We start from the raw sequence: 12,313 nt of genomic DNA on the forward strand, positions 1-12,313 counted from the left end.
ACCGGCGGACGACCGCACGGCAGACCGGCGTACACCGGCGGACGGGCGGACGGGCGGACGGGCGCAGCGGCGGACGGGCAGACGGCCGATCCCGTCGTCAGCGCAGGTCGCGCGCCCGGTCGGTGAGCTCGTCGGGCGTCACGACGAACCCGCCGCTGTCCACGACGGTCCCGCCCGCGACCCGCCACAGCGTCGCGGCGACCCGCGCGACGGACGGGGTCACGCGCGACCGCGCGATGAGGTGCAGCTGCGACGGCTGCTCCTGGAGCAGCTCGGTCGAGTCCGGCGGCTGCCACGCGACGTGGTAGGCCCACGTCCCGTACTGCCGCTGGTCGACGGTGGAGAGCACGAGCGGGACCTCGCGCGCGCGGGCGGCGCGGATCGTCACGACGCCGTCGTACTCGAAGGCGGCGGCGACCGAGAACGGCTGCGCGGTCGGGTCGGCGGGCTCGGGCGTCGGCGCGTCGGCCGGGCCGATGCGGGCGCCCGCGAGGGCAGGCCGGACGAGCGGGACGACGTCCTGCGGAGCGAGCGGGAGCGGCGACCAGAGGGTGAGGTCGACGGCCGCGGCGGGGTCGGGGGCGACGACGCGCGACCCGTCGGCGGGCAGGACCGCCCCGCGCACGCGCCGCGCGGCGGCGACGGTCCATCCCTCCGCGAGGTCGTGCCGTGACGCGGGGTCCCCGGGCGCACCGTCGGTCCGCGCGGGCTCCGACCCTGACCCGTCGTCTCCGGCACCCACGACGAGGCTCCAGGCGTCGAGCTCGCGCGCGCCGAGGCCGAGCGCTCGCGCGACGGGCTCGCCGAGCCGGACGGGACCGTCGAGCGCGGCGGACGCGTCGAGCCGGAGGAGGCCGGTGGTGGGGCGCGGCGCCTCGACGACGATGCCGCGGAACCGCGCGCCCGTGGGCCGGGCGGCGGCGGGCCGCTCGCCAGGGTCGAGCGGCTGACGTTCCCAGGCGGCGCCCGGGAACCACGCGGCGGCGAGCGGGCGCACGTCGGTGCCGGCGGGCAGCACCAGGACGTGCCGGCCGACGAGCGGCGCGGGGATGACCTCGGCCAGGATCATGCGCGGACCGTACCCCCGGATTGCTGCGGGCAGGTTTCGGCAGGGTGTCGGACGCGGCGAGTCCCTCGGACACGCCGGATCCGCAGGTCAGGGCCTAATCGCTTCAGGTGTCCACATCAACACAACCCTTTGCACACCGCTGTGGACAGACCCTGTGGACAAAAGTTGCGGCGCCCCCGCACCGACGCCCGTCAGCGGGACGGACCGGTGCGAGGGCGCCGCGGGGCGACGGGCGACGGGCGACGGGCGACGGGCGACGGGCGACGGGCGACGGGCGACGGGCGACGAAGTCAACCGCGCACGCCGTCAGGCGCACACGTCGTCAGGCGCACACGACGTCAGGCGCGCACGTCGTGCAGGTGGTGCACCAGGTCGTGCACGAAGTACTGGCCGAGCGTGCGGACCGTGAACACCGACCCGTTCGACCGGCGGCCCGGGCGCTCCACCTGGTCCTCGCGCACCGCGTCGAACCGGTCCGCGATCACGTCGGCCGCGTCCGCGAGCTCGTCGGCGACCAGCACCGGGTCCTGCAGGTCGTACCGGTCCGCGAGCGCCGTCGCGTCCTGGTCCCAGTTCTCGAACAGCGGGTCGTCCTGCTCGAGCATGAGCGCGAGGCGGCCGTCGAACACCCGGAGCACGTCCCGCACGTGCGCGCCGTACTCGAGCACGCTCCACACCTGCGGCTCGGGGCGCACCCGCGCGTCCTCACGGTTGAGCGCGGAGATCCACCGCGGCGTGAGGTCGCGGACCGTGCCGCCGATCGCGTGCACGTCGACGTCGGCCGCCTGGAACCCGCACTCCGGGCACGGCTCGCGCAGCACCCAGGTCCAGTCCTTGGTGTCGGGCTCGATCGCCGGGGCGGGCTGGGCGGCGGGGGCGTCGGCGGGGGCGTCGGTCGTCGGCTCGCTCGTCATGCCCGCACGCTAGACGCTCCGCGCCACCGTGTCGCCGCCTCGTCCACACCTGTCGCCGGCTCGACGTCACGTGTCCGTCGGGGCACGCCGACGACGTCGCCGGGACCGCCGACCGCACCGGAGCCGACGTCGACCACGACACCCGTCAGACGAACCCCGCCGCGTGCAGCGCGCCGTACTCCTCGTCCGTGAGGACGCGCGAGCGCAGCAGGAACCGCACGCCCTCGGGCGCCTCGAGCGAGAAGCCCGCGCCGCGGCCCGGCACCAGGTCGATCGTCAGGTGCGTGTGCTTCCAGTACTCGTACTGCGCGCGCGTCATCCACACGGGCACGCTCGCCCCGTCGCCCAGGTCGAGGTCGCCCAGGTGCACGTCGACGTCGCCCGTGATCAGGTCGCCCGACGGGTAGCACATCGGCGACGACCCGTCGCAGCACCCGCCCGACTGGTGGATCATCAGCTCGCCGTGCTGCCCGCGCAGCGTCCGCAGCATGTCGAGCGCGGCGTCCGTCGCCGCGACCCGCTCCGGAAGTCCCATCCCGCCTCCTCCCCCGCCCGGCGACGACCGGTGCCCCGGCCGGCCGCCGTCGGGCGGCGTCGCTCGTCGTCCCGACCCGTGCCTCACGGTCGCGGCGGAAGCTCCCCTCCGAACCTCCGCCGCGACCGCGTGCCCGCCCGTCAGAACAGCCCGAGCGACTCCTGCGTGTACGACACGAGGAGGTTCTTCGTCTGCTGGTAGTGGTCCAGCATCATCTTGTGGTTCTCGCGGCCGACGCCCGAGCCCTTGTAGCCGCCGAACGCCGCCGCCGCGGGGTACGCGTGGTAGCAGTTCGTCCACACGCGGCCCGCCTCGATGTCACGGCCCGCCCGGTACTGGATCGCCGCCTCGCGGGACCAGACACCGGCGCCGAGGCCGTACAGCGTGTCGTTGGCGATGGAGATGGCGTCCTCGTAGTCCGAGAACGACGTCACCGCCACGACGGGACCGAAGATCTCCTCCTGGAAGACCCGCATGGAGTTCTTCCCCTCGAAGATCGTCGGCGTCACGTAGTACCCGCCCGACAGGTCGCCCGACAGCTCCGCCCGGTGCCCGCCCGTCACCACCCGCGCCCCCTCCGCGCGGCCGATGTCCAGGTAGGACAGGATCTTCTCGAGCTGGTCGTTCGACGCCTGCGCGCCGACCTGCGTCTCCGTGTCGAGCGGGTCGCCCTGGCGCATGCTCTCCGTGCGCAGCTTCACGGCCTCCAGGAACTCGTCGTAGATCGACTCCTGGATGAGCGCGCGCGACGGGCACGTGCACACCTCGCCCTGGTTGAGGGCGAACATCGCGAAGCCCTCGAGCGCCTTGTCGTAGAACCCGTCCTTCTCGCGTGCGACGTCCTCGAAGAAGATGTTCGGGCTCTTGCCGCCGAGCTCCAGGGTCACCGGGATGATGTTCTGGCTGGCGTACTGCATGATCAGCCGGCCCGTCGTGGTCTCGCCCGTGAACGCGACCTTCCGCACGCGCGGCGACGACGCGAGCGGCTTGCCCGCCTCGACCCCGAACCCGTTGACGACGTTGACGACGCCCGCGGGCAGCAGGTCCCCGATCAGCTCCATGAGCAGCAGGATCGACGCGGGCGTCTGCTCGGCCGGCTTCAGGACGACCGCGTTGCCCGCGGCCAGCGCCGGGGCGAGCTTCCACGTCGCCATGAGGATCGGGAAGTTCCACGGGATGATCTGCGCGACCACGCCGAGCGGCTCGTGGAAGTGGTAGGCGATCGTGTCGCCGTCGATCTCCGAGATCGACCCCTCCTGCGCCCGGATCGCGCCCGCGAAGTAGCGGAAGTGGTCGATCGCGAGCGGGATGTCGAACGCGAGCGTCTCGCGCACGGGCTTGCCGTTCTCCCACGCCTCCGCCGCGGCGAGCATCTCGAGGTTCTGCTCCATGCGGTCCGCGATCTTGTTGAGGATCACGGCCCGCTCCGTGGCGGTCGTCCTCCCCCACGCGCGCGACGCACCGTGCGCCGCGTCGAGCGCACGCTCGACGTCGTCGGCGTCGCCCCGGCCGACCTCGGTGAACGTCCGGCCCGTCACCGGGCTGGGGTTCTCGAAGTAGCGGCCCGACGCGGGCGCGACGAACTCACCGCCGATCCAGTGGTCGTAGCGGTCGCGGTAGGAGATGAGGCTGCCGGGCTGTCCCGGCGGCGCGTAGACGGTCATCACGCCTCCCTGGCGGGGTCCGCGGGCGAAGGCTTGTGGCGCACCCGCGGTCGCGGCGTCGTTGCCGCGACACGCCCACGCTAGGCACGCGCCGTTGCACGACCGTTGCACCGGCTGCTGCGTGGGCGGCACGGGCGGACCGTCCACCCGGTGCTGGGTACCGCGTTGCGGCCGTGGGCGGTCACGAGACCCGGGTCGACCGGTCGCCGTGTCGTCGAGCGCGCCATCGGGTCCGGTTCGGGGGCGCGTTCGCCCGGGCGCTCGACGGCCGGGGCCGTGGCGGGGCCGCCTGCAGGGCGGTGCGCGGCGACGTCAGCCGGCGCGGTGGGTCGCCAGGCGGTGGGACAGGAGGTCGAGGCGGCCGCGGGCCTGGACGTGCGCCGGGGTGCCGCGGGGGGCGAGGACGGCGAGGCGCTGCCACGCCTGCCAGTCGTCGGCGCCGTCGTCGGACGACACCCACCGGGAGACCGCGCCCTCCTCGGGGCTGGCGAGCACGGCGGCGCGCAGGTCGGCCCGCAGGTCCTCGCGGATGCGCTCGACGCCGGGCGCGACGGACCGCGGCAGGACGACGCCCGGGTGGTTGGCGAGCGCGGCGACCACGTCGCCGACCTCCAGCAGACCGCGCACGGTGTCCGCGTCGGACCGGATCGGCGCGGTGAGGCGGTAGGGGCGGGACGGCGACAGCAGCGGCCCGACGACGCGGCGCAGGCGCGACACCTCGGCGCGCACGGTCACGTCGGACAGCACGTCGTCGCTGAGCTGCACGGCGAGCTCGTCGGCGGTGAGCCCGGCGTGGTGCTGCGCGAGGAGCAGCAGGATCTCGGCGTGCCGCAGCGTGAGTCGCACGTCGCGGCCGTCGAGGTGCAGCGTCGGCACCGCGGGACCGAGCACGCGGAGCCGCGCGCCGACGGCCGTCCGCTGCCCGCCGGTGATCGCGGTGACGACCCGGTCCGACGGCAGCTGCAGCACGGGCCCGGCGGCCGCGCGGGCCAGCTCGGCCTCGACCGCGGCGACGGTCGCACGCACCAGCGACATCATCACGGCGGTCGCGACGACGGGACCGCCCGTGACGTCGAGCACCCCGAGCACCTGCCCGGACGGTGCGCGCACGGGCGCGGCGGTGCAGTTCCACGGGTGCACGGTGCGCGCGTAGTGCTCGGTCCCGACGACCTGCGCGGGCCGCTCGGTGACGAGCGCGACACCGGGCGCGTTCGTCCCGGCGCGGTCCTCGCTCCACACGGCACCCTCGACGAACCCGACGCTCTCGACCTTGCGGCGCACGTCGCGGTCGCCCTCGACCCACAGCAGGCGACCCGCGTCGTCGGTCAGCGCGGTGATCCACCCCGCGCCCGCGCCCGGCCGGACCAGCAGGTCGCGCACGACGGGCATCGCGGCCGAGAGCGCGTGCCCGCGGCGGTAGGAGGTGAGCGTGCGGCCGGACATGTCGACGGGCGGCGCGGGGACCTCGGGGTCGACACCGCTGCGCGCGCTGCGTCGCCACGAGTCGGCGACGAGGCGTCGGACGTGCTGCCCGGCGAGGCGCCCGGTCGTGACGAAGTACTCGTGGGCGACCCGCACGGAGTCGTGCTGCGACATGACTCTCCCCTCGACCCACCGCCGAGCACTGCCCCCCGTGACCTCCGAGTGTACGAATCGTCCGCTATTTCCGCGCGGGTGTTCGGGAACGTGTCGTCGTGGTCTCGCCGGGCCCCGGGGGCCTCCGCTCGGACCGGCGGCCGTCGGGCGTACTTCCCGTGCCGTCGCGCGCTCCTTCTTCGTGGCGCGGCGGACGTCCACCGGCGTGCCCGGGCAGCGTCGGCTGCCCTTTCGTGCACGGTCTGCCGCGGCCCGGGGCCGCGCGACTAGCCTGACGAAGGTCGAGGGAGACGGGATGGCCGAGCGCATCTGCGACGTGTGCGGCGCCGTGAACCCGGCGACGGCCGAGTTCTGCCGGGTGTGCGACACGTACTTCGGCTGGGACGGCGGGCAACCGCCGACCGGCCCGACGAGCGCGCCCACGACGACCGCGCCGGTGACGGGCCCCGCGACGACGGCGACCGCGCCCGCACCGACGACGAGCACTGCGACGACCGCACCCTCCCCCACGACGCCCGCACCCGCGACGCCGGCGGCCGGGACCGGGCCGGTCGGGGTCGCCTCCGGGTCCACGCCCGCCGCGGAGCTGCGGCCCGAGGAGCGCGCCGAGGTCCCCGTCGTGTCGCCCGAGCAGGCGGCCGTCGTCGTCACGAAGGACACCCCGGGCACGTTCACGCTGTCGCTGAAGAACGTGTCGCCGGTCGTCGACGGGATGGTCGTGCACGCGCTCGCGCCCCCGTCGTGGCTGGTCGTGACGCACGACGACGCGAACCTCATGCCGGGCGAGGCACGCACGGTCACGGTGACGCTCGCCGCACGCGCCGGGGAGCCGGTCGTCGCACAGAACCTCGACCTGCCGATGCTCGTGCGGTCGTCGCTCGACCCGACGAAGGCCGCGCCGGTCGCCGTGCGGGTCACCGTGCCGCCGTACGGCCCGCCGCCGACGCTCACCACGCGCCCGCACCTGCTCCAGCTCGACGACGCGACCGACGGCGCGTTCACGGTGACGGTCGACAACCGCGCGTCGAACCACCCGCGGCACTACGCGCTGACCGTGCAGGACGACGAGGACGTCGTGCGTGCCGACGTCGTGCCGCCCGCGGTCGACGTCCCGGCGCTCGGCACCGCGGACGTGCGCGTGCGGTTCAGCGCGCCTGCGCCGGACCCCGGTCGCGAGGCGACGCGGCGGCTCACGTTGTCGGCGTCCGACGACGACGGACCCGTGTCGACGTCGGTCACGGTCGTGCAGCGCACGGCCGCGGAGGAGGAGCCCGAGCCGTTCACGGTGCGCCTCGAGCCGAGCCACCTGCACGTCGTCGGGACGGAGACGGGCGCGTTCGACGTCATCGTCGACAACCGGGCCGAGGACGACGGGCTCGCGGTCGACGTGACCGGCCGCGACCCCCAGCGCCTCGTCGCGTTCTCGTTCGGGCACGACCGGTTCGTCGTGCCGGGCGGCCGGGCGACGCGCGTGCACGCGCTACTGCGGACCAGCGCCCCGGCGCCGGGCACGTCGGCGTCGCGGCCGTTCTCGGTCGTCGTGTCGGACGGGCGGCGCGAGGTCGAGGCGACGGGGGTGCTCGACGTGAGCGCACCGGCCGACCCGATCACGACCGCACGGCTGCAGGTTTCGCCGGCGACGTTGTCCACCGAGGCGCGACGCGGGGCGTTCGCGGTCGACGTCGACAACCGTGCCGGCACGTCGCCGCTGACGGTGCGGCTCGCGGCCCGTGACGAGCTCGGGCAGGCGCGGTTCACGTTCTCGCAGGACCAGCTCACGGTCGCTCCCGGTCAGGTCGCGCGCGTGCAGCTCTCGTTCGACGCGCCCCTGCCCGACGGCGGGACGCAGCGGTCCCGTGCGATGACGGTCGTGGCGAGCGACGCCGCCGGGTCGGTCGAGGGTGCGGCGACGCTCACCCAGACGGCACGCGACTGGCGGCCCGTCGCGAAGCGGTGGCTCGTGTGGCTCGGCGCGCTCGCGATGATCGCGGGGGCGCTGCTGCCGTGGCTCGACGGTCAGGTCGTCGACCTCGAGCTCGTCGTGACGGAGGCGTCGACGGGCAACGAGGTCGCGATCAGCATCGCGGCGGCCGTCGCCGCGACCCTGCTGGTCGCGCTCCTCGCGCTGATCATGCTGCTCGGGCTCACCGGGACCGGGAAGCAGATCCGGCGGTCGGCGATCCTCGCCGCGCTGCTCGGGATCGGGGCGCTCGTCGCACAGCTGCAGTTCCCCGTCGACGACGCGTTCGTCGTGACCAACGGCGTGCCGCTGATCCTCGTCGGGGCGGTGCTCGGGTTCATCGGCGGGGTGTTCGCGCGGCCGCGAGCGCGCTCCTGACCAGCGGGCGGGCACGGGGACGTGTTTCTGACAGAACGTGAGACGATGTCACCATGCCCAAGATCATCGGCGGGTCGCTGCACGAGCACCGCGAGCAGACGCGCAGCAAGCTCTTCGCCGCGCTGTCCGCCCTCATGGCCGAGCGCGGCTTCGACGCCATCACGCTCGCCGAGATCGCCCAGGCCGCCGGCGTCGGACGCACCGCCGTCTACAACCACTTCCCCGACAAGGAGGCGCTGCTCCTCGGCTTCATCACGCACGAGACCGAGCAGTACACCGCCACCCTGCAGCGCTCGCTCGACGACATCGACGACCCCGTCGAGCAGCTCCGCACCTACGTCCGGCAGCAGGCGTCGCTGACGCGCGTCTACCACCTCGCCCCCGGGCCCGAGCTGCGCTCCGTCCTGTCCCGCGGCGCGCAGCAGCGGGTCCGTGAGCACGTCGTCGTCGTCGAGCAGATCCTGCGCCGCATCCTCGCCGCCGGGATCGAGTCGGGCGTCTTCCCCGACCAGGACGTCGACACGATCGTCCCGCTCGTCAACGCGTGCCTGTCCGGGCGCGGCGTGCCCCAGGGCGGCGCCGAGCGCGAGCGCGCGATCGAGCAGACCGAGACGTTCGTGCTCCGCGCCGTCGGCGCCCTCACGCCCGTCCCCGCCTGACGTGCCGCACCGCGACAGCCGACCCGGCCGACGCCCCGGGCCGGGCGGCCGGGGCCGTCCCGGTCGCGGGGGTCAGCGCCCCGACGACCAGCGCCGACAGCCCACGTCCGACGACCGGCGCGCCCGCCCCGGCGGTGACGACCGACGCACCCGCCCGAGCGGCGACGACCGACGCACCCGCCCGAGCGGCGACGACCGACGCGCACGCCCGACGAACGACGAGCGACGCGCACGGCCCGGCGGCGTCGACGACCGGCGACCGCGGTCCAGCACCGACGAGCGGCGCGACCAGCGGCGGGAGCGGCGCGGCACGCCGCCTGCGGCACGGTCCGCGCGCGAACGGGGGACGTCGCAGACCGCGGCGCGCCCGACGGGGACGCTCGTCGAGCTCACCTACCTCGACGGGCTGCGCGACGTGCTGCACGACGAGGTCGTCGAGGTGCTGGCTCCGCGCCGCGCACCCGTCGACGTCGCCGGTCGGGACGACGCGCTCGCGGTCCGGCTCGACGGCCCGCTCGCCGACGTCCTGCGGCTGCGCACCGCCGTCGCCGCGTACGTCTCCCTGCACTTCGACGTGCCGCGGCCCAGGTCGCTGACCAGCGGCGACCACCTCGCGCGCATCGTCGACGCCGTCTACGCGTCGCTGCGCGTCGCCGGCTCGTCGTCGTTCCGGTTCGAGGCGGCCGGGTCGGACTCGGCCGTCTTCGCGCGGCTCGCCGAGCTGCTGCACGACGCGACCGGCCTGCAGCACGACCCCGCCGACGGCCAGCTGGTCGTCCGCGTCCGCCGCGGCGCGCGCCTGCCGGGCGTCGACGCACGCAGGACCGGCGCCGGTGGACGCGGGGCGGGCGGGCGAACGACGGCAGACGTCGACCCCGGCTGGGACGTGCTCGTGCGCGTCGGTCCGCGCCCGCTGTCCGCGCGGACGTGGCGCGTCACCGACTACCCCGGCGCGCTCAACGCGACGATCGCGGCGGCGATGGTCCGCCTGGGCGGCGTGCGGGACGAGGACCGCGTGCTCAACCTCATGTGCGGCTCGGGCACGCTGCTCGCCGAGCGCCTGCTGGCAGGCCCGGCCGCGACCGCCGTCGGTGTCGACGTCTCCGCCGAGGCCCTCGACGCGGCCCGCGCCAACCTCGCCGCCGCGCACGTCCGCGCGACACTCGTCGCGGCCGACGTGCTCACGAGCACCCCCGGCGCCGACGGGCCCTGGGAGGCCGGGGCGTTCGACCTGGTGCTCGTCGACCCGCCGTGGAGCGCGCTGCACGGCGACCACGCGTCGGCCGTCGACGTGCACGCCGGGGTGCTGCGGGCCGCACGGGCCGCGGCGGCACCGGGAGCACGGAGCGTCGTCGTGACGCACGAGGTCAAGGTCATGGAGCGCTGCCTGCGGGAGGCGTCCGCGCTGTGGTCCGTCCGCGACACGTTGCGGGTGTTCGCGAAGGGCCACCACCCCCGCGTCTACGTGCTCGACGCGGTCTGACCGCTCGGCGCCCGGTCGGTGGGCTCAGCCCCGGCGGCCGGGGGCTCGTTCTCCTCGATCCACGCGTCGATGCGCAGCCATGACGCGAACAGCCACTCCTCGGCGGCGTCGCGGTCGCGCGGCACGTCCGCAGGGGCGACGCTCCACCCCTTCATGACGATGCGCTTGTCCATCGGCAGCTCGCGCCAGATGTCGTGCACGGTGACGAGCCGGTCGAGCCCGGTGTGCCCGACGAACACGACACCGGCGTCGGGCGCCTCGTCGAGCGCGGACAGCACCCCACCGGCGTGCGGCGCCATGACGTTGGTCATCTGCTCGGCCTGCACGGCGAGCTCGTCGCGACCCTCGCGCCGCAGCGCGTCGATGCGGGCGCGCCGCCGTCGGGGCGTGAAGTTGCCGCCCTCGGGGAAGATCAGCAGCGCACCGCGCGGCCCGAGCCCGTCGGCGAGGTCCCCGACGGCCGCCGCGAGGCCGGGAGCACCGTCGCGGCGGGCCTTGCGCGGGGTGATGAACTGCGTGGGCAGACGGTTGAGCAGCACGTCGATCGCCGGGTCCCACTGCAGGGTGTCCTTGAGGACGATCCGCGGCTCACGGTCGAACCAGTTGAGCAGCGCGTGGACCAGGATGAACGAGTCGCCGGGTCCGGCGTGCCGGCTCGCGACGACGATCGGCTGCCCGGTGAGGACCGTCCCGAGGTCGGCGTCGACGATGTCGATCCTCAGGCGCAGCGTCCAGCGGACCTGCCAGAAGAGCACCTGCATCATGCGTCGGGCCAGCCGGTAGTGGGCCCGCTCGAAGGCCGGGCGGTGGATCGCCCACCCGAACCCGGACCCGATCCACAGCCCGAGCAGCGCGACCAGGCACGCGGCGTCCCACAGGACGTAGAAGCTCGCCATCCACAGCGCGCGAGAGATGCGCAGACGCCCCGGCAGGGCCCACGTCACCGCGCCGAGCACCAGCAGGACGAGCATGAGGCTCGTCGGCACCAGCAGGACCGCGAGCGCGACGATCGCGGGTGCGAGCACGACCCGCCGCACCCACCGGGGCGGCAGGCGCCACGTCATGACCGGGCCTCGAGGTACGCGCGCGTCGCCTCGCGGGCGGCGTCGATGCGTCGTCGCGTCGCGTCCATCCGCCGGTACGACCCGAGCTTCTCGTCGCCGGGTGCCGGACCGCCGCTGGGCAGGACGTGCACCGCGACGTCCTTCGGGACCCGCTCGATCTCGCGCGTGAACCGGTGCCTGCGCGCGATCTCGAAGCTCACCCGCGCCACGTCGCTCGGCTTCTCCGGCGCCACGACCGCCTCCTCGATCCGTCCGACCTGGAGCACGTACACCGTCGTCGCGCCGCGCTCCACGGCCTCGCCGAGCGGGATGGAGTTCACGATGCCCCCGTCGACGAAGTGCTCGTCGCCGATCTTCGTCGGCGGCAGGACGCCGGGCACCGACGACGACGCGAGCACCGCGGGGATGAGCGGCCCGCTGTCGAACCAGCGCTCCGCGGTCCGCTCGATGCACGCCGCCGCGACGGCCAGCGGGACGTCGAGCTGCTCGAACGTCCGGTCGGCGCCGAGCATCTCCTCGAGCAGCGCACGCAGCGGTGCGGGGTCGTTGAGGTGCGTCCTCGAGCGCGCGAGCCGGCGCAGCTGCTTGGGCCACGAGTCGCCGTAGACGGCCGCGGCGGCCGGCGACGCCCACGCCTGCAGCAGCGTCTCGACGACCGACGGCGTCGGGTCCGCCGCGACGGCCGCGCCGTTGATCGCGCCGATCGACGTGCCGACGACCGTGTCGGGCCGGATGCCCGCCTCGAACAGCGCCTGGAGCATGCCGACCTGCACGGCGCCGCGCACACCGCCGCCGCCCAGCACGAACCCCACCGTCATGACCGGATCGTGGCACAGCCGACGACGCAGGGCCCGGCGACGTCCCCAGGCCGCCGCCGCTGGTCACGGCCGAGCCGCCCGGTGTCGAAAGTGAGGCGCGAATCGCTTCAGACGGTGGCCCGAAAGGGCAGGTCGTCCGCAGGGTGGAGGCCCTAGGGGGACGCGACCTCGGC

General features: G+C 75.0%; 10 protein-coding genes. 3 read left to right on the forward strand and 7 right to left on the reverse strand.

Annotation, left to right across the window (positions count from 1 at the left end):
- Positions 1 to 97: 97 nt before the first annotated feature.
- The 5 genes from KOV94_RS06280 to KOV94_RS06300 all read right to left on the reverse strand — a co-directional run bounded on the left by KOV94_RS06280 (position 98) and on the right by KOV94_RS06300 (position 5,778).
- Entirely contained in the window at positions 98 to 1,069 is a 972-nt protein-coding gene (locus KOV94_RS06280; RefSeq protein WP_218051523.1) for a hypothetical protein, read from the reverse strand.
- Positions 1,070 to 1,407: 338 nt separating this feature from the next.
- Entirely contained in the window at positions 1,408 to 1,983 is a 576-nt protein-coding gene (locus KOV94_RS06285; protein WP_124342857.1) for a DinB family protein, read from the reverse strand.
- A 145-nt stretch (positions 1,984 to 2,128) separates the two neighbouring features.
- Positions 2,129 to 2,518 (reverse strand): DUF779 domain-containing protein, encoded by a 390-nt coding sequence (locus KOV94_RS06290; RefSeq protein WP_124342856.1) that lies wholly within the window; start codon positions 2,516 to 2,518, stop codon positions 2,129 to 2,131.
- 140 nt (positions 2,519 to 2,658) lie between these two features.
- A complete protein-coding gene (gene exaC, locus KOV94_RS06295; protein WP_218051524.1) occupies positions 2,659 to 4,182 on the reverse strand; it encodes an acetaldehyde dehydrogenase ExaC in 1,524 nt (507 codons plus the stop codon).
- Between the two features lie 312 nt (positions 4,183 to 4,494).
- Positions 4,495 to 5,778 carry a transcriptional regulator gene (locus KOV94_RS06300; RefSeq protein ID WP_218051525.1) on the reverse strand — a complete coding sequence of 428 codons (1,284 nt, stop codon included), beginning with the start codon at positions 5,776 to 5,778 and terminating at the stop codon, positions 4,495 to 4,497.
- A 295-nt stretch (positions 5,779 to 6,073) separates the two neighbouring features.
- On the opposite strand from KOV94_RS06300, the gene KOV94_RS06305 reads away from it, so the two are divergent.
- The 3 genes from KOV94_RS06305 (at position 6,074) to KOV94_RS06315 (ending at position 10,258) form a co-directional block, all read left to right on the forward strand.
- Entirely contained in the window at positions 6,074 to 8,116 is a 2,043-nt protein-coding gene (locus KOV94_RS06305; protein ID WP_218051526.1) for an amino acid adenylation domain-containing protein, read from the forward strand.
- A 53-nt stretch (positions 8,117 to 8,169) separates the two neighbouring features.
- Positions 8,170 to 8,775 carry a TetR/AcrR family transcriptional regulator gene (locus tag KOV94_RS06310; RefSeq protein WP_218051527.1) on the forward strand — a complete coding sequence of 202 codons (606 nt, stop codon included), beginning with the start codon at positions 8,170 to 8,172 and terminating at the stop codon, positions 8,773 to 8,775.
- A 415-nt stretch (positions 8,776 to 9,190) separates the two neighbouring features.
- Complete coding sequence (locus KOV94_RS06315) at positions 9,191 to 10,258, forward strand: methyltransferase (protein ID WP_308160396.1); 1,068 nt, start codon at positions 9,191 to 9,193, stop codon at positions 10,256 to 10,258.
- On the opposite strand, the gene KOV94_RS06320 is transcribed toward KOV94_RS06315, so the two are convergent.
- Positions 10,237 to 11,322 (reverse strand): 1-acyl-sn-glycerol-3-phosphate acyltransferase, encoded by a 1,086-nt coding sequence (locus KOV94_RS06320; protein WP_218051528.1) that lies wholly within the window; start codon positions 11,320 to 11,322, stop codon positions 10,237 to 10,239. The two genes, KOV94_RS06315 and KOV94_RS06320, sit on opposite strands and share 22 nt — an antisense overlap.
- Positions 11,319 to 12,140 carry a patatin-like phospholipase family protein gene (locus tag KOV94_RS06325; protein WP_124343750.1) on the reverse strand — a complete coding sequence of 274 codons (822 nt, stop codon included), beginning with the start codon at positions 12,138 to 12,140 and terminating at the stop codon, positions 11,319 to 11,321. Before KOV94_RS06325 ends, KOV94_RS06320 begins: the two co-directional genes overlap by 4 nt.
- Positions 12,141 to 12,313 lie beyond the last annotated feature (173 nt).

It is taken from the genome of Cellulomonas algicola (assembly GCF_019024305.1).
In the GTDB taxonomy this organism is placed as follows: Bacteria; Actinomycetota; Actinomycetes; order Actinomycetales; family Cellulomonadaceae; genus Cellulomonas; species Cellulomonas algicola.

Excerpts from the sequence above, each read along its gene's own strand:
- KOV94_RS06310 (WP_218051527.1), top strand. The coding sequence starts at position 8,170 with ATGCCCAAGATCATCGGCGGGTCGCTGCACGAGCACCGCGAGCAGACG.
- KOV94_RS06290 (WP_124342856.1), bottom strand. The coding sequence starts at position 2,518 with ATGGGACTTCCGGAGCGGGTCGCGGCGACGGACGCCGCGCTCGACATG.
- KOV94_RS06285 (WP_124342857.1), bottom strand. The coding sequence starts at position 1,983 with ATGACGAGCGAGCCGACGACCGACGCCCCCGCCGACGCCCCCGCCGCC.
- KOV94_RS06320 (WP_218051528.1), bottom strand. The coding sequence starts at position 11,322 with ATGACGTGGCGCCTGCCGCCCCGGTGGGTGCGGCGGGTCGTGCTCGCA.
- KOV94_RS06280 (WP_218051523.1), bottom strand. The coding sequence starts at position 1,069 with ATGATCCTGGCCGAGGTCATCCCCGCGCCGCTCGTCGGCCGGCACGTC.
- KOV94_RS06305 (WP_218051526.1), top strand. The coding sequence starts at position 6,074 with ATGGCCGAGCGCATCTGCGACGTGTGCGGCGCCGTGAACCCGGCGACG.
- KOV94_RS06325 (WP_124343750.1), bottom strand. The coding sequence starts at position 12,140 with ATGACGGTGGGGTTCGTGCTGGGCGGCGGCGGTGTGCGCGGCGCCGTG.
- exaC (WP_218051524.1), bottom strand. The coding sequence starts at position 4,182 with ATGACCGTCTACGCGCCGCCGGGACAGCCCGGCAGCCTCATCTCCTAC.
- KOV94_RS06300 (WP_218051525.1), bottom strand. The coding sequence starts at position 5,778 with ATGTCGCAGCACGACTCCGTGCGGGTCGCCCACGAGTACTTCGTCACG.